The sequence below is a fragment of the Acinetobacter sp. 226 genome (assembly GCF_048147925.1).
Lineage (GTDB): Bacteria > Pseudomonadota > Gammaproteobacteria > Pseudomonadales > Moraxellaceae > Acinetobacter > Acinetobacter pecorum.
Genome location: NZ_JAYWYX010000021.1, coordinates 1 through 23,349, shown reverse-complemented (window position 1 = coordinate 23,349; position 23,349 = coordinate 1). Strand labels below are relative to the sequence as shown.

24 protein-coding genes and 2 tRNA genes are annotated in these 23,349 nt (G+C 42.1%); 16 read left to right on the top strand and 10 right to left on the bottom strand.

From position 1 onward, the window contains the following. Positions 1–84: 84 nt before the first annotated feature. Together sucC and sucD are read left to right on the top strand one after the other, a co-directional pair. The gene (gene sucC / locus VXP95_RS10965) at positions 85–1,251 is read left to right on the top strand and encodes an ADP-forming succinate--CoA ligase subunit beta (RefSeq protein WP_064095632.1); all 1,167 of its coding nucleotides are present in this window, start codon (positions 85–87) and stop codon (positions 1,249–1,251) included. 12 nt (positions 1,252–1,263) lie between these two features. Continuing rightward, the gene (sucD, locus tag VXP95_RS10960) at positions 1,264–2,154 is read left to right on the top strand and encodes a succinate--CoA ligase subunit alpha (RefSeq protein ID WP_144724966.1); all 891 of its coding nucleotides are present in this window, start codon (positions 1,264–1,266) and stop codon (positions 2,152–2,154) included. A 66-nt stretch (positions 2,155–2,220) separates the two neighbouring features. On the opposite strand, the gene VXP95_RS10955 is transcribed toward sucD, so the two are convergent. The 3 genes from VXP95_RS10955 to VXP95_RS10945 form a co-directional block, all read right to left on the bottom strand. After that, on the bottom strand, positions 2,221–3,927 hold the full coding sequence (locus tag VXP95_RS10955; protein ID WP_416712028.1) for a flotillin family protein: 1,707 nt from the start codon (positions 3,925–3,927) through the stop codon (positions 2,221–2,223). Between the two features lie 37 nt (positions 3,928–3,964). Beyond that, positions 3,965–4,600, bottom strand: coding sequence for a YqiJ family protein (locus tag VXP95_RS10950; RefSeq protein WP_416705177.1), 636 nt, complete (start codon positions 4,598–4,600; stop codon positions 3,965–3,967). A 313-nt stretch (positions 4,601–4,913) separates the two neighbouring features. Further along, entirely contained in the window at positions 4,914–5,456 is a 543-nt protein-coding gene (locus VXP95_RS10945) for a hypothetical protein (RefSeq protein ID WP_416705178.1), read from the bottom strand. Between the two features lie 323 nt (positions 5,457–5,779). Here VXP95_RS10945 and cysD point away from each other — a divergent pair, with 323 nt between their 5' ends. The 5 genes from cysD (at position 5,780) to VXP95_RS10920 (ending at position 10,121) form a co-directional block, all read left to right on the top strand. Continuing rightward, positions 5,780–6,694: a sulfate adenylyltransferase subunit CysD gene (gene cysD / locus VXP95_RS10940; protein ID WP_064095628.1), complete on the top strand. Its 915-nt coding sequence runs from the start codon at positions 5,780–5,782 to the stop codon at positions 6,692–6,694. Between the two features lie 149 nt (positions 6,695–6,843). After that, entirely contained in the window at positions 6,844–8,457 is a 1,614-nt protein-coding gene (gene cysN / locus VXP95_RS10935; RefSeq protein WP_416712027.1) for a sulfate adenylyltransferase subunit CysN, read from the top strand. Positions 8,458–8,602: 145 nt separating this feature from the next. After that, complete coding sequence (locus VXP95_RS10930; protein ID WP_416679868.1) at positions 8,603–8,875, top strand: hypothetical protein; 273 nt, start codon at positions 8,603–8,605, stop codon at positions 8,873–8,875. A 434-nt stretch (positions 8,876–9,309) separates the two neighbouring features. Beyond that, positions 9,310–9,828 (top strand): PadR family transcriptional regulator, encoded by a 519-nt coding sequence (locus VXP95_RS10925; protein ID WP_416679869.1) that lies wholly within the window; start codon positions 9,310–9,312, stop codon positions 9,826–9,828. Positions 9,829–9,860: 32 nt separating this feature from the next. Next, positions 9,861–10,121: a DUF2798 domain-containing protein gene (locus tag VXP95_RS10920; protein ID WP_416679870.1), complete on the top strand. Its 261-nt coding sequence runs from the start codon at positions 9,861–9,863 to the stop codon at positions 10,119–10,121. Between the two features lie 18 nt (positions 10,122–10,139). Here the strand turns inward: VXP95_RS10920 and VXP95_RS10915 are convergent, their stop codons facing one another. Together VXP95_RS10915 and VXP95_RS10910 are read right to left on the bottom strand one after the other, a co-directional pair. Beyond that, on the bottom strand, positions 10,140–10,484 hold the full coding sequence (locus VXP95_RS10915; protein WP_416679871.1) for a thioredoxin family protein: 345 nt from the start codon (positions 10,482–10,484) through the stop codon (positions 10,140–10,142). A gap of 23 nt (positions 10,485–10,507) precedes the next feature. After that, a complete protein-coding gene (locus tag VXP95_RS10910; protein ID WP_416705181.1) occupies positions 10,508–10,951 on the bottom strand; it encodes an N-acetyltransferase in 444 nt (147 codons plus the stop codon). A 129-nt stretch (positions 10,952–11,080) separates the two neighbouring features. Between VXP95_RS10910 and VXP95_RS10905 the strand changes: the two genes are divergently transcribed. From VXP95_RS10905 to VXP95_RS10895, 3 genes are all read left to right on the top strand, one after another. Continuing rightward, positions 11,081–12,073: an NAD(P)H-quinone oxidoreductase gene (locus tag VXP95_RS10905; RefSeq protein ID WP_416712026.1), complete on the top strand. Its 993-nt coding sequence runs from the start codon at positions 11,081–11,083 to the stop codon at positions 12,071–12,073. A 245-nt stretch (positions 12,074–12,318) separates the two neighbouring features. Next, on the top strand, positions 12,319–12,519 hold the full coding sequence (locus VXP95_RS10900) for a hypothetical protein (RefSeq protein WP_064095620.1): 201 nt from the start codon (positions 12,319–12,321) through the stop codon (positions 12,517–12,519). Between the two features lie 135 nt (positions 12,520–12,654). Next, positions 12,655–13,560: a helix-turn-helix transcriptional regulator gene (locus tag VXP95_RS10895; protein ID WP_416712025.1), complete on the top strand. Its 906-nt coding sequence runs from the start codon at positions 12,655–12,657 to the stop codon at positions 13,558–13,560. Between the two features lie 152 nt (positions 13,561–13,712). On the opposite strand, the gene VXP95_RS10890 is transcribed toward VXP95_RS10895, so the two are convergent. Both VXP95_RS10890 and VXP95_RS10885 read right to left on the bottom strand, forming a co-directional pair. Continuing rightward, a tRNA-Leu gene (locus VXP95_RS10890) sits at positions 13,713–13,798 on the bottom strand. A 10-nt stretch (positions 13,799–13,808) separates the two neighbouring features. Further along, positions 13,809–13,882 (bottom strand) — tRNA-Cys (locus VXP95_RS10885). A gap of 153 nt (positions 13,883–14,035) precedes the next feature. Between VXP95_RS10885 and folD the strand changes: the two genes are divergently transcribed. Then, the gene (gene folD / locus VXP95_RS10880) at positions 14,036–14,884 is read left to right on the top strand and encodes a bifunctional methylenetetrahydrofolate dehydrogenase/methenyltetrahydrofolate cyclohydrolase FolD (protein WP_064095618.1); all 849 of its coding nucleotides are present in this window, start codon (positions 14,036–14,038) and stop codon (positions 14,882–14,884) included. A gap of 137 nt (positions 14,885–15,021) precedes the next feature. Further along, positions 15,022–15,690, top strand: coding sequence for a class I SAM-dependent methyltransferase (locus VXP95_RS10875; RefSeq protein ID WP_416712024.1), 669 nt, complete (start codon positions 15,022–15,024; stop codon positions 15,688–15,690). Between the two features lie 61 nt (positions 15,691–15,751). Here the strand turns inward: VXP95_RS10875 and VXP95_RS10870 are convergent, their stop codons facing one another. Together VXP95_RS10870 and VXP95_RS10865 are read right to left on the bottom strand one after the other, a co-directional pair. Then, positions 15,752–16,174 (bottom strand): hypothetical protein, encoded by a 423-nt coding sequence (locus VXP95_RS10870; RefSeq protein ID WP_416679876.1) that lies wholly within the window; start codon positions 16,172–16,174, stop codon positions 15,752–15,754. 134 nt (positions 16,175–16,308) lie between these two features. Next, on the bottom strand, positions 16,309–18,138 hold the full coding sequence (locus VXP95_RS10865) for a phosphoenolpyruvate carboxykinase (GTP) (protein ID WP_064095615.1): 1,830 nt from the start codon (positions 18,136–18,138) through the stop codon (positions 16,309–16,311). A gap of 415 nt (positions 18,139–18,553) precedes the next feature. Between VXP95_RS10865 and VXP95_RS10860 the strand changes: the two genes are divergently transcribed. The 4 genes from VXP95_RS10860 (at position 18,554) to groL (ending at position 22,413) form a co-directional block, all read left to right on the top strand. Further along, on the top strand, positions 18,554–19,492 hold the full coding sequence (locus VXP95_RS10860; RefSeq protein WP_416712023.1) for a diacylglycerol/lipid kinase family protein: 939 nt from the start codon (positions 18,554–18,556) through the stop codon (positions 19,490–19,492). Then, a complete protein-coding gene (locus tag VXP95_RS10855; RefSeq protein WP_064101477.1) occupies positions 19,473–20,249 on the top strand; it encodes a metallophosphoesterase family protein in 777 nt (258 codons plus the stop codon). Before VXP95_RS10860 ends, VXP95_RS10855 begins: the two co-directional genes overlap by 20 nt. 169 nt (positions 20,250–20,418) lie before the next feature. Further along, positions 20,419–20,709, top strand: coding sequence for a co-chaperone GroES (locus VXP95_RS10850; protein WP_064095612.1), 291 nt, complete (start codon positions 20,419–20,421; stop codon positions 20,707–20,709). Positions 20,710–20,778: 69 nt separating this feature from the next. Beyond that, the gene (gene groL, locus VXP95_RS10845) at positions 20,779–22,413 is read left to right on the top strand and encodes a chaperonin GroEL (protein ID WP_064095611.1); all 1,635 of its coding nucleotides are present in this window, start codon (positions 20,779–20,781) and stop codon (positions 22,411–22,413) included. A 399-nt stretch (positions 22,414–22,812) separates the two neighbouring features. On the opposite strand, the gene VXP95_RS10840 is transcribed toward groL, so the two are convergent. Next, positions 22,813–23,187, bottom strand: a complete 375-nt coding sequence (locus tag VXP95_RS10840) for a hypothetical protein (RefSeq protein ID WP_064095609.1) — start codon at positions 23,185–23,187, stop codon at positions 22,813–22,815. Positions 23,188–23,349 lie beyond the last annotated feature (162 nt).

The window sequence follows — 23,349 nt, the reverse complement described above, 5'->3', positions numbered from 1 at the left end:
TTGAAGAAATGCTGGTGCTGCTTTGACGGACGTCTGGGTGCTGGTGAGTTATAACAAGCTAAAGAAGTAATAAAAGGTTATTCCATGAATTTACATGAGTATCAAGCAAAAGCGCTATTAAAAAAATATGGTATGCCTGTACAGGAGGGCATACTGGCCACTAATGCCGATGAAACGGTGCAAGCTTTTGAGCAGTTGGGTGGAAAGTTCGCAGTATTGAAAGCACAGGTACATGCCGGCGGTCGAGGTAAAGCAGGCGGTGTAAAAGTAGTAAAATCGGCTGCCGAGGCTGCTGAATATGCCAACCAGATAATTGGTTCACGCTTGGTCACTTATCAGACAGATGCCAATGGTCAGCCAGTCAATAGCATTTTAGTCTCGGAAGATGTTTATCCGGTTGAGCGCGAGCTGTACTTGGGTGCTGTAGTCGATCGCTCGACTCGCCGGATCACTTTTATGGCATCAACTGAAGGCGGTGTTGAGATTGAGAAGGTAGCTGAAGAAACCCCGGAAAAAATCATTAAAGTTGAAGTTGAACCTTTAGTCGGTTTGATGCCATTTCAGGCACGTGAAGTTGCTTTTGCACTGAAACTGAAAGATGGACAAATCAATCAATTTGTAAAAATCATGACAGCTGCCTATCAGGCATTTGTAGAGAATGATTTTGCACTTTTCGAAATCAATCCGCTATCTGTGCGTGAGAATGGTGACATTCTGTGTGTTGATGCCAAAATCGGAATTGATTCAAATGCGCTATACCGTTTGCCAGAAATCGCGGCTATGCGGGATAAATCTCAGGAAAATGAGCGCGAACTGAAAGCCTCTGAATTTGATCTGAACTATGTGGCACTTGAGGGTAACATTGGCTGTATGGTTAATGGCGCGGGTCTTGCCATGGCAACCATGGATATTATCAAGCTCTACGGTGGTCAACCAGCCAACTTCCTGGATGTGGGTGGTGGTGCCACGAAAGAGCGTGTGATTGAAGCCTTCAAAATTATTCTTGCAGATAGCTCTGTACAGGGCGTATTAATCAATATTTTTGGTGGAATTGTACGTTGTGACATGATTGCTGAAGCAATTATTGCAGCGGTTCAGGAAGTAAATGTGACTGTTCCTGTGGTTGTTCGCCTTGAAGGCAACAATGCGGAATTGGGTGCAAAATTACTGGATGAATCAGGTTTGAAGTTGATTTCTGCACATGGTCTTGCTGATGCTGCAGAAAAAATTGTTGCTGCTGTAAAAGCTTAAGGAGTATCCATCATGAGCGTATTAGTTAATAAAGACACCAAAGTGTTGGTACAAGGTTTTACAGGTAAAAACGGCACATTCCATTCTGAACAGGCTTTGGCTTATGGCACTAAAGTTGTGGGCGGTGTCACTCCAGGAAAAGGCGGTCAAACCCATCTAGATTTACCCGTTTTTAATACCATGCGTGAAGCGGTGAAGGAAACTGGCGCAGATGCTTCGGTGATTTATGTTCCGGCACCTTTTGTACTGGATTCCATTATTGAAGCGGTTGATTCCGGCATTGAATTAATTGTGGTAATTACTGAAGGGGTACCCACCCTCGACATGCTGAAAGCCAAGCGTTATCTGGAAACCAATGGCAACGGTACACGTCTGATTGGACCAAACTGTCCGGGTATTATTACGCCGGGTGAATGTAAGATCGGGATTATGCCGGGACATATTCATCAACCAGGTAAAATCGGAATTATCTCGCGTTCAGGTACACTGACTTATGAAGCCGTGGCACAGACCACCAACCTAGGTTTAGGTCAGTCGACTTGTATCGGTATTGGTGGTGATCCGATTCCGGGCATGAACCAGATTGACTGCTTAAAACTGTTCCAGGACGATCCGCAAACTGAAGCCATCATTATGATTGGTGAAATTGGTGGTACGGCAGAAGAAGAAGCAGCTGAATATATTCAATCGAATGTGACTAAGCCGGTTGTTGGTTATATTGCGGGCGTAACTGCGCCTAAAGGCAAACGTATGGGTCACGCAGGTGCGATTATCTCAGGTGGTAAGGGTACAGCTGAAGAAAAATTTGCAGCCTTTGAGCGTGCGGGTATGGCCTATACGCGTAGTCCTGCTGAACTCGGTTCAACCATGCTGCAAGTGTTAAAAGATAAAGGTTTAGCTTGATATCTAAAGTAAACGTGTAATAAAAAAGCTCCCAGATGGGAGCTTTTTTATATCTCAGTCTATTTTTCAGGTTTTAGCTTTGAGGCTCTGGGTCATGCCGTTGATATCACCCCCCTGAATGCCCAGCTCACTCATCAGGCTGTCAATGAGCGGTGCCTGACTGCGATAACGCAGGGCGCTATTGACCACCTGATCTGAAAGGGCAACATTGCCCCCTTCATGATGTGCATCTGCCTGACAAGAACCGGCATGACTGCCATGTAGTCCATTGACCTGAAGAATTTTGATATCGTCAATATTTTCCATTGGCTTGACGCTTTCCCGGATAATTTCAGGCAAGTATTTCAGCATGGCCAGACGGATCTGCATCTCGACCTGTTCTGAAGACAGCACATTATTAGCTTCATTGACCGCACGGGTACCTTCAGCATCGACCTGATACTGTTTCTCCATCGCTTGAGCTAGTAGGATTTTCGCATCTGCTTCACCCTTGGCTTTGAGACGAACCTTTTCGGCTTCAGCTTCAGCAGCAATGCGTACGGCTTCTGCATCGTCTGCTGCCGCCTGTTTGCCTGCCTCAGCCGCTACGGTAATCGCAATCGCATCCTTTTCAGCCTGTTCTTTGGCTGCGACCAGCTCAACCGCCTTTTGACGTTCCGCTTGCTGGATTTGCCGTACTGTGATGACTTCTTCTTCTGCTTTTACCGCCTGCGCACGGGCGTGGTCGGCCTGGGCTTTGGCTTCAGATTCGGCACGGGATTTTTCAGCAATGGCAATGGCACGATCCTGTTCAGCCAGTTCAATGGTTTTCTTTTGTTCGACTTGGGCTTTTTGAATCAGCTGGGCCTTTTGAATGTTTTCATTCTCTACATCACGGGCGGCCAAAATACGCTTGAGTTCGACCTCGCGTTCAGCCGCAATTTGGGCTTCCTCTGCTTCGCGTTTTTTGCCAGCTTCCTGAGCGGCAATTTCAGCCAGCTGTTCAGCACGTCGAATGGCAATTTCACGTTCCTGCTGTAGCTTGGCATATTCTTCTTCACGAATAATTTGCAGGCGAGCCTGTTCAGCTTCCAGATTCTTGGTTTTAATTGCCAGATCTGTATCTTGTTCAATATGGTTACGCTTGCGACGACGATCCTCAATAGTTTCAGTAAGCTTGGTCAGGCCTTCTGCATCAAAAGCATTTTGTGGATTGAAATATTTAAATCCGGTCTGATCCAGACCAGTCAGTGAAACAGTTTCAAGCTCCAGACCATTTTTATGTAAATCTTCAGACACCACCTGCTGAACTTTCTGTACAAAATCCACCCGCTTTTCGTGCAATTCTTCCATGGCCATTTCTGCGGCTACTGCGCGCAGTGAATCGACAAACTTGCCTTCCACCAGATTTTTTAGTTCATTGGGTGACATGGTTTTTTGACCGAGTGTTTGTGCTGCGGTGGCAATTGAATCAGCGGTAGGTTTGACCCGTACATAGAATTCGGCCATGACATCGACACGCATCCGGTCACGGGTAATTAGTGCCTGATCATCTGCACGACGCACCTCAAGGCGCAAGGTATTCATGTTTACCGGAATAATTTCATGCAAGACTGGAAGCACAATGGCACCTCCGCCTAAAATCACTTTTTCTCCACCCCAGCCGGTACGTACAAAGGAAATTTCTTTGCTTGAACGACGGTATAAGCGTGCAATGATGAAACCGAAGGTCACCAGTGCTACAAAAATAATTCCCGCAATAATTAAAATATTATATAAATCAAATTTTAACATTGTTATAAAGTCTCAATTGAGTTTTGGCTAAATAAAATTAAAGTTCAATGGCTTGAAAGCCGTTTTTAGTTTTTTGGGTCAGAACCACATCTTGGCCTTGATTTAAGGTTTGATTACTTTCAGGTTCAACCAGCACATAATGGGTCTGCCCATACTGATCCTGAACTCTGGCCTGTGCCGGAGAATTCACTCTAGCGTTTCCCAAGATAATGGTCGCGGTACGTCCGATCAGTTCATCGCTATGAATGGCAGAAGTTTCATCTTGAGGCAGAAGCTTGCTGGCCGCCTTGGCAAGCAAGCGTACTACGGGCATACACAGAAACAGGCAGGCTGGAGAAATCAGCCAGACACTGAAAAGTTGGCTGGTCAGGCGTTCAAATATGCCCTGAATCAATAAACCACTCAAACCATAACTGGTCAGAAAAATAATCAGCCAGATAAATAAAGGCAGACGTCCCAAATATAACCAGTCAAATACTTTGCTGAAAACACCGGGAGGGTGATCCGGACTTATTTCCGGATGCAGGGGGTCGTCAGGTAAAAACTGTTCAAACATATGCTGTGATCCGCCACCGAGCAACAGCAGAATGCACTCAAGTGCAGCAAACATCAGCATTAGGCTTAAACTGATGCTAAATACGATATTGGATGGATGTGTAAACAGTTCCCACATTTTTTATCTCTATAATTATGTTTTTAGGAAAAGTATCTGAAATTTTTTATCAGGCTTACGATAGCAGTAATTGTAGTTTTTGTATGCAAAAAAATAACAAAAAACCTAATAAACAGGGATTGAATATATAGATTATTTAATAATCAGTGAACTATTAAAATTAATAATAAACTATAAGCGAATCAGATTCTTGATAGAGAAATGGAATAATTCCATAGAAATTATGGCAAGTAACGCCTGTTGTCTGTATGTTTCTGGGAAAAATATAAAGATACTTCAACCAGAGTATCTTTATATTTTCTGTTTAAATCTGCTAGAGCAGGGCGGTCTGAATTCGCACTTTCATATCGAGGGTCTGTTGCAGAATATACTGCTGCATCCATTTAACCTGTTCACCCATAGGATTGACCTTGACTGCGGTATTCAGGAAGTTCAGATCAGGCTGACTGAAAAGCTGTTGTTGCAGGGTTTGCTCCAGCATTTGACTACTACTCGTCAAAGGTAATGCCACCAGATAGAAGGCTTTAGGATAATTATAAAAGGCATATAGCAAGTTAAAGGCTTTTTGATCTCCTTTGAGATGGCTGACACCAATTTCGTAAGCTGCATTCTGGTTGCTATAGGTGATGCCCACTAGAAATTCCCAATGACCTTCATGTAAACGTAAAGCAAACTGCAATCCGATTTGGTCTGCGGTCAGTTCATGTTGCAGATAGATATTCAAGGGCTTGCCATCATCACTAAAAGGTTCTTGCAGAACTAAAATATGCTGCTGGTGCTGATAAATGTAGCCGGCAAGCTGAGCCTGTTCCAGGCGGTGTTTTACTGTGCTGAGATCAAAAGTGCTATAGGGCATAAATAACATATATGAAAGGGCAGAGTTGAGCTTACTCTAGTAATTTTTCAACTGTTTGAGAACCACTACTTTAGATTATTTTTCTATGATTTTATTGGTTTGTTGACAGAGTGCCCCTGGATAAATACTACAAAATATCCAAGCCTGCGTTATGCAAAACCTTGATTCATAAAAACTGATATTCATTATTGATGAATTTTTATATGAGCTTTTGATATATCAATATCATAAAACAAGCAATGGATAGGATAGGTAAATCACTATAATGAATATAAATTTTCAAAAGTGTCATAAGTACACGTTTTTCTAAGCTGGTGTTGTCCATGTCGTTAAATGAGGAAAGACTTACTCATCTCAAACAGCTCGAAGCTGAGAGTATTCATATCATCCGCGAAGTTGCTGCCGAGTTTGAAAATCCGGTCATGCTGTATTCAATCGGTAAAGATTCAGCAGTAATGCTGCATTTGGCACTGAAAGCGTTTTATCCTGCAAAACTTCCATTTCCATTGCTGCATGTAGATACAGGCTGGAAATTCAAAGACATGATCACGTTCCGTGACAACATGGCAAAAGAACATGGCTTTGATCTGATCGTGCATCAGAACAAGGAAGGCCGTGATGCGGGCGTAAATCCATTTGACTATGGTAGCTCAAAATATACCGACATCATGAAAACCCAAGGTCTGAAACAGGCGCTGGACAAATATCAGTTTGATGCAGCTTTCGGTGGGGCACGTCGTGATGAAGAAAAGTCACGCGCGAAGGAACGCGTGTATTCATTCCGTGATTCTAAACACCGTTGGGACCCGAAAAACCAGCGCCCAGAGCTGTGGAACCTTTACAACGGTAAAGTGAATAAAGGCGAAAGTATCCGTGTATTCCCATTGTCTAACTGGACTGAACTCGACATCTGGCAATATATCTATCTTGAAAATATCAAACTTGTGCCATTGTATCTGGCGGCTGAACGCCCAGTGGTTGAGCGTAATGGCACGCTGATCATGGTGGATGATGAGCGTATGCGCCTGAATCCAGGCGAAGTACCACAAATGAAATCGGTTCGTTTCCGTACTCTAGGCTGTTACCCGCTTACGGGTGCTGTGGAATCTACAGCCAACACCTTGCCGGAAATTATCCAGGAAATGCTTTTAGCGACCACATCTGAACGTCAGGGCCGTATGATCGACCATGATGAAGCAGGTTCGATGGAAAAGAAAAAGCAGGAAGGTTATTTCTAGAGTCTCGTAATCTCCCCCTAACCCCTTCTTTAGAAAAGAGGGGGGAACTCCAGAAATTGATTGGAGGAAAGTCCTCCTTTATTAAAGGAGGATTTAGGTGGATTTAAAGATTAGCAACCGATTTCAACGTATTTGTGGAGCTTTGAGCAATGTCTCATCAATCTGATTTAATCAGCCAAGATATCTTGGGTTATTTGAAACAACATGAAAATAAAGACTTATTGCGTTTCCTGACGTGCGGTAACGTAGATGATGGTAAATCAACTTTAATTGGTCGTTTGCTTTACGATTCAAAACTGATTTATGAAGATCAGCTGCAGGCAGTTACCCGTGACTCGAAAAAAGTCGGTACCACTGGCGATGCACCTGATCTGGCGCTTCTTGTAGATGGTTTACAGGCCGAACGTGAGCAGGGCATTACTATTGATGTGGCTTACCGTTATTTCTCGACTGAAAAACGTAAGTTCATTATTGCTGATACACCGGGACACGAACAGTACACCCGTAACATGGCGACAGGTGCGTCGACAGCAGATCTTGCGATCATCCTGATTGATGCGCGTTACGGCGTGCAGACTCAAACCCGCCGTCACTCATTTATTGCGAGTCTTTTAGGAATTCATAATATCGTAGTGGCCGTGAACAAGATGGACTTGGTTGAATTTTCTGAAGCACGCTTCAATGAAATTCAGGCAGAGTACAACAAGTTTATTGAACAGTTGGGTGAACGTAAGCCTGAAAATATTATTTTCACGCCAATTTCTGCACTAAACGGTGATAACGTCGTTAACAAATCACCAAATACGCCGTGGTACCAAGGTCAAACCTTAATGGAGACTTTGGAGACTGTTGAAATTACGCGTAATACCAGCAAAGATGAATTCCGTTTTCCGGTTCAGTATGTGAACCGTCCGAACCTCGACTTCCGTGGTTTCTGCGGTACGATCGCTCTGGGCGAAATAAAAGTTGGTGATGAGATTGTTGCCCTGCCATCTGGCAAGAAATCAACAGTCAAAGAAATCGTCACTTTTGATGGTAATCTGGATCACGCTGTTGCGGGGCAAGCCATTACTTTAACTTTGAATGATGAAATTGATATTTCACGTGGTAACATTCTCGTTAAAGCGGGTGAGCAGCCTTTAATTTCACGTTCTGCGCGAGCCTCAGTGGTTTGGATGAATGATCAGCCGCTAGTCATTGGCAAACTTTATAACGTGAAGTTCGGTACTCAGACCATTCCAGCAAAAGTTGCGAAAATTCACTACCGTACCAATGTTAATACATTGGAAAAAATGGAAGTAGAGCAACTGGAGCTGAATGCAATTGCTGATGTCACTATCGAATTTGATGCGCCAGTGGTATTCGACCGTTATCAGGATAGTCGTTACACCGGCTCATTCATCTTTATTGACCGTCTAAGCAACGTGACTGTGGGTGCGGGGATGGTTGAGGCGGCAGTGGAATGGACTGCGCACAACGAGCCTGTAACGGCTGAAACGCGTGCTGCGCGTTTAGGTCAGAAACCTGCCGCAGTAACTGTGTCTGCTAAGGCACTGGAAAATGCTCAAGCACTTGAAAGCCTGCTGATCCAGCAAGGTGTGGTTGCGATTGCGAAAGCGGGTCTTTCAGCTGATCAAGTTACGCTGGTTCGTGAAACTGGTGTGATTGTAGTAACTGATGCAACTGAAGGTACAGATGTTACTTTTGCTCAGGAATCTGCTGAAGAACTTGCTGAGAAAATTGTGGAACTGGTTCGTCTATAAGACTGGATTGGTTTTAGAGAAACCCGCTGTAAAGCGGGTTTTTTATTGCCTAAATTTTGTTTGCATGAAAATCATTCGATTAGTCAAAATGTGATCTTTTAATTTACTAGTCAATTAATACAATGCTCCCTAGATGGGGGTATTTATGAAAAAATTATTATTACTGGTTGGTTTGTGTGTAGCTTTTGGAGCTGAAGCCAAACAGAGTAGTCAAAGTGTTGAAGCAATCAAGCAGAAGATTATTAAACAGTCGATTGAGAGTTATCCGGGCAATTGTCCATGCCCTTACAATACTGCACGTAATGGCAGCCGTTGTGGGAAACGCAGTGCTTATAACCGCGCTGGTGGATATGCACCACTTTGTTATCCGGAAGATGTAAGTGAAAAGATGATAAAAGAATTTTTGAGTCGGAAATAATTAAGAATTAATCTGTTAAAAAAGAGAAATTGAAATGTTGTACTTTAATTTAAATGAGGTAAAGGGTGAACAAAATAATAATCAATCTTTTTACAAGAATGGGGTGGAAGAATATCACTCTCTATTGATGGATTATGCATATCAATTTGAAAGAAAATTAATTTATAACACTTTCTTCTTATCAAAAGCTTGAATGTTATAAATATGATATTAAACATGGTAAAAGAAAACTATTGAGGTTGAATGAATTAAGTGGAAGTTTATTTGAGTCCGAATCATCAAGTTTGACTTTTCTAAAAGAAATGAGAAATAAAATTATTCATGATGGTTTTCTAGATGCTTAAGTTGATCAAATAAAAGTTGAATTAGAACTAGAATTTTAATTAAATTCTCAATAAGATATATCTTAATTAAATTTAAGATATATCTTAACCATGCCTGTAAGTCCTCACTCTGTTATTTCAGAAGAACAAGAAAACTCTCCAAAACTTCGCAAACGTCTGTTTGAAGCAGGTGAAATGAAATTGCTGGTGCTGCATTTTATTGCCCAGGCACCCAGGTTTAGCTATGACATTATTAAAGAAGTGGCTGCTCTGGTCGGCGGAAACTACAAGCCGAGCACCGGCACGATCTGTCCAACCATTAGTTATTTGGAAGAGCAGCAATATACACAAGTGACTATGAGTGCTGATGAGCGCAAGCAATATCACATTACTGACGAAGGTCTTAAGCATCTGGAAAGCTATCAGGAAACCCTGCAAAAAGTTCTTCGCCGGTTTGAAACCCGTCGCCGGATTAAAGATGATGAGCGTTATATCGACATTAATACTGCGATGGAAAGTCTGAAAGCTGCATTGCGATACAAACTGTTTGATGATGAATTAAGCACTGAAGATATTCAAAAGATTGCAAAACAGATCGACCAAGCAGCAATAAACATCACACGTCTGTAATTCGATTCACGATTTAAAAATTAGGTAAAATGATGAAAAATATAGTTCCCAAATTTCATGCCAAACATCTGAACTGGCTCATGCCGCTGATCCTTTCCGGTATTATGAGTGGTGCAATTTCCTGCTTTAATCTGCTACTGAATAAAGGCTGGAGTGATCAGTTTATCTCAGTGTGGCTGCATGCCTGGAGCATGTCATGGCTGATGGCATTTCCACTGATTCTGGTGGTACTCCCACTGGTGCGTAAATTCCTGATGCAGTTTGTGCAGATGCCGAATCAATCTGCCAAATAGGGCATTGGTCTGCTTGCATCAGTTGGATGATTCGTCCATTACTTGAGACAGAATGGCTTTCATTTCAGTCAGATTTTTTACACCGGCAATACGGTGAATAATCTGGCCATTTTTAAAAATCAGGGTGGAAGGTAGGCCATAGACGTTATAGCGTAAAGTCAGAATTGGCGATTGATCGACATTGATCTTGCCGAACTTGATGGTTGGTTTGTACTCAGCATAATACCCTGCCAGTTGTTCAAATACAGGAAAGTTTTGAACACATGGCTTGCACCAGTCTGCATAGAAGCGGATCACCGCAAGGCCTTCATACCATTCAAAATCGCTATAATTATCTTCATTATAAAGGATGACTGCTGACATAAATTGCCCTTATATGTTCCGGATCAAGGCCTGCACCAACTCATAGCCAGTTCTGCATGGCCGGTATTCTGGTCAATCCCTTGACTGGTCATTTTAAAACCTTGTTTCTGGTAGAACTGAACTGCTGAGGTATTTTCAGCATACACATTTAAATGCAGTTGCTCACATTGCTGTTTCAGGAAATCCAGCAGACGTACACCATAACCTTTGCCCTGCTGGGCGGGATCAATGAAAAGTGCGGCCAATACCTGCTCTGATCTTAGCAGTGAGGCAAAACCCAGAACTGTATGATTTTCTTTGATTACATAATTTTCAGAAAGAGGCAGATATAGATCACGCATGGCAATCAGCTGTTGTTGCCAATATGTTGCGGGAATAAAGGCATGCGCCTGTAAGGAGGCATGTAGCCAGATGTCTAGAACTGGATTTATATCTTCTGTTTCAACTTTTTGAATAATAATAGTCATGGTCTGCTTGATATCAATTTATAAAATACCCCAAAGATTATACATAAGTCCATTAGCCTTCAATCCATAAGCGTTCTATGTTCAAATAAGTTTAAGAGAGATAAAACATCAATGTTAGGGAAACAATCCATGTCGCAACAAAACATGCAACACGTCATTATTACAGAACCGGGTGGGGTGGATAAACTCGCTTATGAAACAGTTGCTATTCCTGAACCCAAAGCTGACGAGGTGCTGGTCAAGGTTCATGCCTTTGGGATTAACCGTCCGGATATCTTGCAGCGTCAGGGTCTATACCCGATGCCAAAAGGCGTGACTCCTGTTCCAGGTCTGGAGGTGGCAGGTGAAGTGGTTGCGGTCGGAACTGGTGTAAGTCAGTTTAAAGTCGGTGACAAGGTTTGTGGCCTGACCAATGGTGGTGGCTATGCAGAATATTGCGTCGTACCTGAAAGCCAGACTTTAAATATTCTTGAAGGCGTGAGCTTTGTGCAGGCCGCCGCGATTCCTGAAACCTTCTTTACGGTGTGGGCAAATGTGTTCCAGATGGGTAAAGCCAAGGCAGGGGAGACGGTACTGGTGCATGGCGGAACCAGTGGGATTGGAACCACGGCACTCATGCTATGTAAATCCTTGGGTATTAAAACCTTTGCCACAGCAGGTAATGACGAGAAAATCCAGGCGATTTCACATCTAACCACAGGAATCAATTACAAGACTCAGGACTTTGAGCAGGTCATTAATGAAGCAACGGATAAGGCAGGTGTAGATGTGATTCTGGATATGGTCGGTGCGCCATATTTAGAGCGTAATTTGAATTTGCTCCGCCGTGATGGCCGTCTGGTATATATCGCATTTTTAGGTGGTGCCAAGGCTAAGGAAGTGAAACTGGGTCAGATCATGATGAAACGTCTGACTATTACCGGTTCAACAATGCGTGCACGTAGCACGGCTGAAAAAGCTGAAATTGCACAAGGTTTGAAAACGCATGTGGCACCCTTATGGGCACAAGGCGAATGTCTGCCAATGATTTATCAGACCTTTAAGTTTGACCAGATTCAGGAGGCGCATGCAGCCATGGATACGGGTGAGCATATTGGAAAAATTGTGGTGGAAATCATCTAATTATTCTTGTGATTAGAATACTAAAAACAATAAAAGCCAACTTGTGTTGGCTTTTATTTTGCATAAAAAATGACAACCAATTTAAATTAATTGATTGATATAGGGGTTTAAATTTTAAAAAATGGTAAAAATGTTAATTGTTCGACACAACCTGTCGAAACTGGGGAGTAAATTAACAATTAAAATTAACCTGACTAAATTGTTTGGTATTGAATGAAATATCACATAACAAGAGGAAGTATATGATGAAAATAGTGTCAGCTCCCTATACGCGTGAACACGGCTTTCGGGCATTAAAGCGGTTACATAAAGTCATTATTCTTAATCAGTTCATCCGTTCGGATTTACACAAGCTGTATCAGGCCATGCTGCATCTGGAACGCTATATGGAACGGCTTAACCGGAAAAGTTCTAAATCTGCTTTTAAACGCCGTAAAAAAGCTTAAAAAGACTGTGCCTATTAGCCTTAAGTTGAAGTAATTAACTCTAATCTCATTTTTATTAAGCTGTATAATTTTCCCATAATTTAAAAATTCTAAGCAGAGTATGCATTGCGCTAAAAATAGCGAAAGAGGGGATTTATGAAGGGCAATGCGTCAACGCATGAGCGCCTTGCAGAACGTTTGGCCAGTATTTTAACCAAACTTAATATAGGGCATCAGTTAAATGTGCAGGAGTTGGCACGAGAATTTCAGGTGAGCACCCGAACGATTGAGCGTGATTTTGATCGCCTTAATTCTTATTTGCCGCTGATACAGGATGAAAATACAAAACGCTATTATCTTGAACCTTCCTATTTAGGACGTTTCAAGTTACAGGATATCCAGAATTTTGCCCAATTGTCCGGGATCAGTGATCTGTACCCGACACTGGATATGTCTTTTATACGTGAACTGCTGGATGAGCGGGCAAATCAGGTATTTTCGGCAAAAGGCTACTATTTTGAAGATGCCAAACAGTTTGCCGAACATTTCAAGCTGTTTGCAGGTGCGATCTATAAACGTCAGCAGATTGAGCTACTCTATTCAGATCAAGTGCAAATTATCCAGCCTTATCGCTTGATTCATCATCATGGTATCTGGTACTTGGCTGGTGTGATACAGGGCGAGTTGAAAACCTATCGCCTAAGCCAGTTGCAGCAGGTAAAACTGGTCTTCGAGGCTGAAAGTTTTGAGCATGATTCTGAAGTACTGAAAATGCTAACAGATGAAGACAGTATCTGGTTTGGACGGCAAAAACAGCAGGTTTTGGTCAAGGTACAGCCTGCAGTCACAGTATTTTTTAAAGAGCGCCGTTTATTTCCGGAACAGCAGATTGAGCAGGAGCTGGAGTCTGGAGAATTATTGATTAGTTGCCAGATTCGTCATGAAATGCAGTTACTGCCTTTGGTGCGTTACTGGTTACCTTATGTGAAAATCATTGAACCAATTCATTTTCAGCAAAAACTGGAACAGGATCTGCAAGGATATTTACGCTCTGCTGGATGATATTTTAAATGAAAGCAGGGTGGCATAATAGGTAATGAAACTTAAACAGGAAATTTAGACTTACTCATTTTTTGAAATAACTAAATTAAAGGCATAAAAAAACCAGCTTTCGCTGGGTTCTTTATTTGCACCATCTTTCTGTAGTAGAAGAATGGTGCCCGAGGCCAGACTCGAACTGGCACGCTTTGTGGGCGGGGGATTTTAAATCCCCTGTGTCTACCGATTTCACCACTCGGGCTTTAACAAGATGGAGGCGGAGGTCGGAATCGAACCGGCGTCCACGGAGTTGCAGTCCGCTGCATGACCACTCTGCCACCCCGCCGCGTCTTGTTGATGCGTATATTATCAAGCTCAGAAAAAAAAACAATAGTGTATTCATTCGTATGCGCATAAAAACAGCATCTGGCGGAAAATATTTAGCATTATCATGTAGAATGTGCAAAATTGATTCATATCAACACTTGGGAGAAATGCTGTGGCATTAGTTCTAGACGGTCGTGCATTGGCGAAGCAAATAGAAGCTGACTTGTTTACTCGCGTAGAAGCGCTGAAAGCAAAATCAGGTCGTACTCCAATTCTTGCGACGATTTTGGTAGGTGACGATGGTGCATCTGCTACTTATGTACGCATGAAAGGCAATGCTTGCCGCCGTGTTGGTATGGATTCACTTAAAGTGGAACTTCCTAAGGAAACCACTACTGAAGAATTGCTTGCCGAAATTGAAAAACTAAACGCCAATCCAGATGTACATGGTATTTTGCTCCAACACCCGGTACCTGCGCAAATTGATGAGCGTGCATGTTTTGATGCAATTTCGCTTGAAAAAGACGTAGATGGTGTCACTTGCCTGGGCTACGGCCGTATGGCAATGGGTGAAGCAGCTTATGGTTCTGCAACGCCTGCAGGCATCATGACCATCCTGAAAGAAAACAACATTGAAATTGCTGGTAAACATGCGGTAGTGGTTGGTCGCTCTGCAATTTTGGGTAAACCAATGGCAGCAATGCTGCTTGAAGCCAATGCAACTGTGACCATTTGCCACTCACGTACTCAAGATCTTGCAAGCTTCGTGAAGCAAGCAGATATCATTGTTGGTGCGGTAGGTAAGGCTGAGCTGATTCAGAAAGACTGGATCAAACCAGGTGCAGTAGTTGTAGATGCCGGTTTCCATCCACGTGATGGCGGCGGTGTGGGGGATATCCAGTTACAAGGTATTGAAGAAATTGCTTCTGCTTACACGCCAGTTCCAGGTGGTGTAGGTCCTATGACCATTACCACTTTGATTCGTCAAACGGTTGAAGCTGCTGAAAAAGCGCTAGGTTAATTTTAAATCCTCCCTAACCCTCCTTTTTCAAAGGAGGGAACTCTGATCACTATTTTTGGATGGAGTTTCCCCCTCTTTTTTAAAGAGGGGCTAGGGGAGATTCTTCAAAGATATAAATACCAATTAAAAGAAATCCAATGAGCTGTACTTTTCAATTCCCCAAAGCCCCTGATCATTTACTTCAACCCTTGCATGAGGTAATTCCCGGTTGTGAGTTGCTGGCACAGCAATTGCCGGATACACCTATTTCACTTTGGCTAATTCCGCCAGTATTTCCAACTGATAAGCTGGATGATGAAGTCATCCGTCGTATCTGGAATGATACGCCGTATTGGATCTTTTGCTGGGCATCTGGTCTTGCGATGGCGCAGTGGCTGCTGGCAGAACCACATCATGTAAAAGATAAAGTAGTGTTGGATTTTGGTGCAGGTTCAGGTGTCGTTGCAATTGCAGCAAAAATGGCAGGTGCTAAGCGTGTGATTTGCTGTGACATCGATCAAGTGAGTTTAGACGCTTGTCGTGCCAATGCTGAGTTGAATGGTGTTGAGCTTGAATACTTGGATGATCTGTATAAGGCAGAACAGGTTAATATCCTGTTAGCTGCCGACGTACTTTATGACCAATGCAACCGTTTCTTCTTGGATGAGTTTTTAAAATTTGCGCCTGAGGTGTGGGTTGCAGATAGTCGGGTAAAAAACTTTAGTCATCCCCAATACGAAAAACTGGATGAGCGTAGTGCGACCACCTGGCCGGATTTGGATGAGTCACCCGAGTTTCGTAATGTCAGTTTTTATAAAACCCTTTAAAGTTAAAAAATAAAAGGGTTGTTAGCCCTTTTATTGCCTCATTTTAAATAAGTATCAGTGATTAAGAGCAAGTATAACGAATCACACGCATGATCGTCGGGCGGGCATCTAAGGCTTCGCGTGCACCGGGGTTATCGCTATTATATAAATCAGGTGTATTGCTTAAGCTGATTTGCGTACGGCTGTTCCCTAATTGTCGGCCATATTGTTCTTGTTCCGCAGTGGGGTTGGGAATTTCATTTATGCTTAGAATCTGGATATTATAAGTTTTAGAGTTGCCTAAAACCTGTCTGCAAGCGGCTTGCAGGCGGTTTTTATCTTGGCTTGGTCGTCCTGCGAGTGTATAGCTCAGGGTCGCAGCATTTTCTGAACGCTCCAGGACTTCATAACCTGTCTGGCCATTAAATTGTTGTGGTGCTGTCTGGCATGCGCTGATGAGTAGACTGCTGAGACCTAATCCTAAAAAAATTGTGGTTTTATTCATAGTTATATTCCCTGATGTATTGTCCCGAGTATGCCATAGTTTGCCAGATCTGTTGATCTGGCGAATTGTGATCAATTGTTTAGACACCTAATAAAAAAGGCCGCTTACGCGACCTTCTTAAATTAAATCAGCACTTAAGCAGATTTAACAGCTTCAAGTAATTCAGCTTGACGTTTTTTCAACGCTTCAGGTAAACGATCACCTAATTTGTTAAATAATTCAGTGTGGCTTTCAAGCTCTTTGATCCATTGATCTTTGTCTTGAGAAGTTACCAGGTCAAACTGTTCTTTAGAGAAATCAGTACCGTTCCAGTTCAACTGTTCGTAAGTTGGAACACGGCCAATTGGAGTCTCAACAGCAGTTGCACGACCTTCACAACGGTCAATGATCCACTCAAGAACACGCATGTTTTGACCGAAACCAGGCCATACGAAGTTGCCTTCAGCATCACGACGGAACCAGTTCACGTTGTAGATACCTGGAAGCTTGTTGCCTGCAGCAGCAGCTTTCTCGCCCACTTTCTCACCCATTTCTAACCAATGCGTGAAGTAGTCAGCCATGTTGTAGCCAGCAAATGGCAGCATCGCGAATGGGTCACGACGAACAACACCTTGTTGACCAACAGCAGCGGCAGTGGTTTCAGAACCCATGGTTGCAGCTTTATACACGCCATCAACCCAATCAATAGCTTCTGAAATTAGCGGTACTGTGTCTGCACGGCGACCACCGAAGATGAACGCAGAAATTGGAACACCCGCTGGATTTTCCCAATCAGCATCGATAGAAGGGCATTGACCAGCAGCAACGGTGAAACGAGCGTTTGGATGCGCTGCTTTTTCTTCGCCAGTGTGTGGTTGACCTTTCCAGTTGGTCAGGTTAGCAGGTGCTTCTTTAGTCAGACCTTCCCACCAAACTTCGCCGTTGTCAGTCACAGCAACGTTGGTATAGATCACGTCTTTGTGCAGTGTAGCCATACAGTTCGGGTTGGTCTTGGTATTAGTACCAGGCGCTACACCGAAGAAACCAGCTTCAGGGTTGATTGCGTATAGACGACCGTCTTCACCTGGTTTGATCCAGGCAATATCGTCACCTACAGTTTCAATCTTCCAGCCTTCGTAGCCTGCTGGTGGAATCAGCATCGCGAAGTTTGTTTTACCACAAGCAGATGGGAATGCAGCTGCGATGTAGTGTTTTTCGCCTTGTGGATTTGTCACGCCAAGGATCAGCATGTGTTCAGCTAACCAGCCTTGTTGACGACCCATATAAGATGCAATACGTAAAGCGAGGCATTTTTTACCAAGCAATGCATTACCGCCGTAACCAGAACCGTAAGACCAGATTTCACGCGTTTCTGGATAATGCACGATCCATTTTTCAGGGTTGCAAGGCCAGGCAACGTCTTTTTGACCTTCTTCTAAAGGTGCACCAACTGTGTGTACACATGGAACAAATTCGCCATCAGTACCCAAAACGTCATAAACAGCTTTACCCATACGAGCCATTTTAGACATGCTGACTGCTACATAAGGAGAGTCAGTCAGTTCGATACCGATATGTGCAATATGAGAACCTAAAGGACCCATAGAGAAAGGTACAACGTACAAAGTACGGCCTTTCATAGAACCGTCGAACAAACCGTTCAGGCGAGCACGCATTTCAGCAGGTGCTTCCCAGTTATTGGTCGCACCAGCGTCTTCTTTGTTTTCTGAACAGATATAAGTACGACCTTCAACACGAGCAACGTCAGAAGGATCAGAATTTGCAAGATAAGAACCCGGATGTTTTTCCTGGTTAAGTGCTTGCATTGTGCCGTTAGCGATCATCAAGTCGATATAACGTTGATATTCTTCTGCGCTACCGTCACACCATTCAATTTTTGCTGGTTTTGTCAATTTAGCAATTTCTTCCACCCATGCAATAAGCTTAGGGTGACGAACGAATTCTGGTGCGTTCACTTGGGTCATGGTGAGGCCTATCTCAAATGTGTACAAAATGTTGTACAAAGTACAATCTGGTCAATAAAATACTGGCCAGATGAAATATGAAAAAAAAGTGGCTGTATTAAAGCATAAAATCGTAAAAAAAATAAGACCAAAGAAGCGTTGGATCTTATTTGGAATATTATGTTATTTTCAATTTAAATATAGAAAAAACAGTTAGATGCAAATAAATTCAAAGACTTAATATAATATTTATTAATTTTATGTATGGTATTTATTTTAATTATTTTATTTAAAATCAATAATATAAATAAAACGGTTTAATCTTGTTTGTTATTGATTAAATAAATGGTCACTATTTGAATTTTACATAAAGCCACTATTAATTGTGTATGAATTGGACAAAATGCCAATAGGTCTACATTAATCTGAACAAAAAATGTCTAATCAATCTAAACCCTTATCGATTATTTATAATCATAATTCTGGTTTTCGTTTACTCGATCAGCAAGAAAATTATAAGCAATTGATGGAAATTTTTTCAACGCATGGTTATCAGATTAAAAGCTATGAAATCAATGATTCACAGCAATTTATAACAATTATGGCCGAAGTTTTACTGCGCCATCAGCAGTCTGCCGAACCTGGGGTAGTGGTCGCAGCTGGTGGAGATGGAACCTTGAACTCTGTCGCAAAGCATTTGCTTGAAACGCAGATTCCGGTAGGTATTTTGCCCTTAGGTACTTTTAATTATGTAGCAAGGTTGCTGGGTATTCCTTTGGACTTGGTTGAAGCCGCACAAGTCATTGCCACAGGTCAGATTAAATCTATTCATGTCGCTCGTATTAATCAGGAAATTTATCTGAATAATGCCAGTTTGGGACTCTATCCTTTATTTATAAAAAAGCGTGAAGATTACAACCGGATCTTTGGGCGGCTACCTATACATGCCTATACCTCTGCGCTAGATGTGCTGATTCGCGATCGCAAAGAATTAAAACTCAAAATCTGGGTAGATCAAAAAAAATACCCGGTTAAAACTCCACTGATTTTTTTTGGTAATAATCCACTACAACTGGCCGAAATGAAAATGCGGATTGCTCAGGCTGCGGAACAGGGGAAGGTTGCCGGTGTCGTGGTCGCTAAGAGTGACAAAATGACGTTGTTTAAGCTGGTATATCAGCTCATCCGGGGCAAGATTGATGAAGCATCGGATGTGTATAGTTTTGCTGCGGATCAGGTACGGATTGAATCTAGACGTAACAAGCTGATGATCGCCATAGATGGAGAGACTGTAGAAATGACACCTCCTCTAAATATTTCAGTTTTAAAAAATGCTTTAAATGTAATGGTGCCGCATGATTCTACATCTTTCTGATCTGCATTTTGGTACAGAAAGACCGGAGTGTTTAAAAGCGATTCAACAATTTTGCCAGTCTCACCCATTGGAGGCGGTAGTGGTGAGTGGTGATCTGACGCAACGTGCGCGTTTTGGTCAGTTCTTTGACTGTAAGAAATTTCTGGATCAGCTCAATACACCTTATATGGTAATTCCAGGTAATCATGATATTCCGCTTTATCATTTGTGGAACCGGTTTTTCAATCCATTCACCCGCTACCAGATTTTTTTTGGCGAACTGGAGCCGGTGTTTGAAACAGAAAACTTTTACCTGATTGGCGTGAATTCAATCCGGCGCCGGTATCATACCAAAGGACATTTATCGCTTGAGCAGATTCAACGTATTGATATGAAGCTGGCCCAAGCACCGGTTTCCAAACTAAAAATCATTGTCAGCCATCAACCTTTTTATGTGCCTTCTCAAAACAAGCGCGGTTTCAAGGACAGCCCACTGATGGCTAAAATTGCGTTACAAGCCTGGGCGGAGCATGGCCTGTTTGGTGTGTTGCATGGACATCTGCATCAACCGGCGACTTATGATCTGAACCAGATATTTAAGCTAGGATTAGATCATCCGGTTTACGATGTACATGCGGGGACTTCTGCCTCAAATCGTCTGCATCAAAATGAACCTAATAGCTTTAACCTGATTGATGCCACAGGAAACATTTCTCAATATCTGTTCGATGAAATGGCACAATCTTTTGTGTTTAAAGCTGATCTGTCCAAGAAATAGACGAAAATTAAGAATTCTTTAAAAAAAACCAATTTTTTTTCATTTTTGCCCTTGAAGCGTTTTATTCCATCTCCATAAAAGTGACATCAAAAATTTTTGATGATGACCCATGGAATAATTAAGTCGTCATCAGTGACCTTAAAAAAGACTTAGTCTGATGGAGTTATTTATGAGCAACATTCGTCCATTACATGATCGCGTTGTTATTCGTCGTGTTGAAGAAGAAACTAAAACAGCGGGAGGGATTTTACTTCCTGGTTCGGCTGCTGAAAAACCTGCTCAAGGGGAAGTTATTGCAGTTGGTAATGGTCAAATCACCGACAATGGTGTACGTGCACTAGATGTAAAAGTTGGCGACAAAGTATTGTTCGGTACGTATGCAGGTACTACTGTAAAAGTAGACGGTGAAGAGCTTTTAATCATGAAAGAATCTGACATTTTAGCAGTATTAGAAGCTTAATCTACGCTAAAAAGTTTTATTCGTTCCAAATCAGATTTTGTAAAGATACAATAATATTCGGAGTCAAATATGTCAGCTAAAGACGTAAAATTTGGTGATTCAGCTCGTTCAAAAATGATTGCTGGTGTAAACACCCTTGCAGATGCAGTAAAAGTTACGCTTGGTCCTAAAGGCCGTAATGTTGTCATCGACCGTTCTTTTGGTTCGCCGCACATCACTAAAGATGGTGTTACTGTAGCCAAAGAAATTACTTTAAAAGACAAGTTCGAGAACATGGGTGCTCAACTTGTTCGCGAAGTATCTTCTAAGACCAATGACATCGCAGGTGACGGTACAACGACTGCGACTGTTCTTGCTCAAGCAATCTTGAACGAAGGTATCAAGTCAGTAACTGCGGGTATGAACCCAATGGACTTGAAACGCGGTATCGATATTGCAGTACGTTCTGTTGTTGAAAACATCAAGGCAACTGCAAAACCAGCATCAGACTCTAAAGCTATTGAACAAGTAGGTTCGATCTCTGCTAACTCTGATACGACTGTAGGCCAGCTGATTGCGCAAGCGATGGAAAAAGTAGGTAAAGAAGGCGTGATCACGGTTGAAGAAGGTTCAGGCTTCGAGGATTCGCTGGATGTAGTTGAAGGGATGCAGTTCGATCGCGGTTATATCTCTCCGTACTTTGCAAACAAACAAGATACTTTGACAGCAGAACTTGAAAATCCGTTCATTCTTCTTGTTGATAAGAAAATCGGTAATATCCGTGAACTGATCACTGTACTTGAAGCTGTTGCAAAAACTGGCAAACCGCTGCTGATCATTGCTGAAGATGTTGAAGGTGAGGCACTGGCTACACTTGTGGTAAACAACATGCGCGGCATCATCAAAGTATGTGCAGTGAAAGCGCCTGGTTTTGGGGATCGCCGTAAAGCGATGCTTCAAGATATCGCGATCTTGACTGGCGGTACTGTAATTTCTGAAGAAATCGGCATGCAGCTTGATCAAACAACACTTGATCACTTGGGTACTGCACATAAAGTAACTGTATCTAAAGAAAATACTGTAATTGTTGATGGCGCTGGTGATGCAACTCAGATTTCTGAGCGTGTACAGCAAATCCGTGCACAGATTGAAGAGTCGACTTCAGAATATGACAAAGAAAAACTTCAAGAGCGTGTAGCGAAACTTGCTGGCGGGGTTGCTGTCATCAAAATCGGTGCTGCAACTGAAGTTGCAATGAAAGAGAAGAAAGATCGCGTAGATGATGCGCTTCACGCGACTCGTGCTGCAGTTGAAGAAGGTGTTGTTGCTGGTGGTGGTGTTGCTCTGGTACGTGCAGCTAAAGCACTTGAAGGTGTAACAGGCGCGAACGATGACCAGAATGTAGGTATCAACATTCTTCGCCGCGCGATCGAAGCACCGCTTCGTCAAATTGTATCTAACGCGGGTGATGAGCCTTCTGTAGTGATCAACGCTGTTAAAAATGGCGAAGGTAACTTTGGTTACAACGCTGCAACTGGCGAATACGGTGACATGCTAGAGATGGGTATTCTTGACCCAGCGAAAGTAACTCGTTCTGCACTTGAGCACGCTGCATCTGTAGCTGGCCTCATGTTAACAACTGAATGCATGATCACTGATATTCCAGAAGACAAACCTGCGATGCCTGATATGGGTGGTATGGGTGGTATGGGCGGTATGATGTAATTCATCAGCTGATCATTTCATAAAAAAATCCCCGCAATTGCGGGGATTTTTTGATTAAAAAATATGGTTTCCTTTAATAAGTAAAATTAAGTGATTGATTGAAATTGTTTTTTGCTTATGAACCAGGTCACAGTTTTATAGACAAAAGTATATTTTTGTGGCTTTTTTATTGGTTTTTTATTGTAGATGGTTTATGATTTAATCAAATATTGATTTATTATTTTAAGTATGGAACAGAAAAAAAAGGCATGTTTAGGAACTTGTTATGATCCTATAGATTCAGTGGTCATTAAAAAAAATGAGCTGAAAAGATTATATGCAAAAATAAGAGAATATGAAGATTTGCTTGAGATCTACAGGAAGGAGAAGCAACATTATATGAAGCTTCTACATAATAAATTATCTTAGAATTTCATCTATCAATGAAGTAACCAGTTTCTTTTGAGAATTACTTAATCTTCTGAATTTCAATAGAAAATCTAAATCCATTGACTCTAATGAATTACTATTAGGTGTATTTATTTGATCAATGTCTCCAAAACGTAACCATTGATTAGATACATTTAACCATAAGGCTAATATGGCTAACTTATCCTGATTAGGAATTGCTTTACCTAATAACCAGTTATTGGCTGACTGTACACTGATAGGTTGACCATTGTAACGGTTGTTAAATTCATTCGCCAAGTAAGTGGGACTAATAGGATGCTTTGCTTCCAGCAAAGCTTTATTCAGTCGTTCAGCAAATAGCTTTTTTTCTTGTTGATTACTCATAATCCAAAATAAATCTTATACCTTTTTATATTTTATACTTTTTGTACAATTATTTGTTTATTAAATTGTAGCTTTAAAGTTAAATTGTTATTCCCAAGTAGAAATGTCCTACCTAATAACCAAATAGAAATGTCCTATATGGACATTTCCAAGTCAAGCACA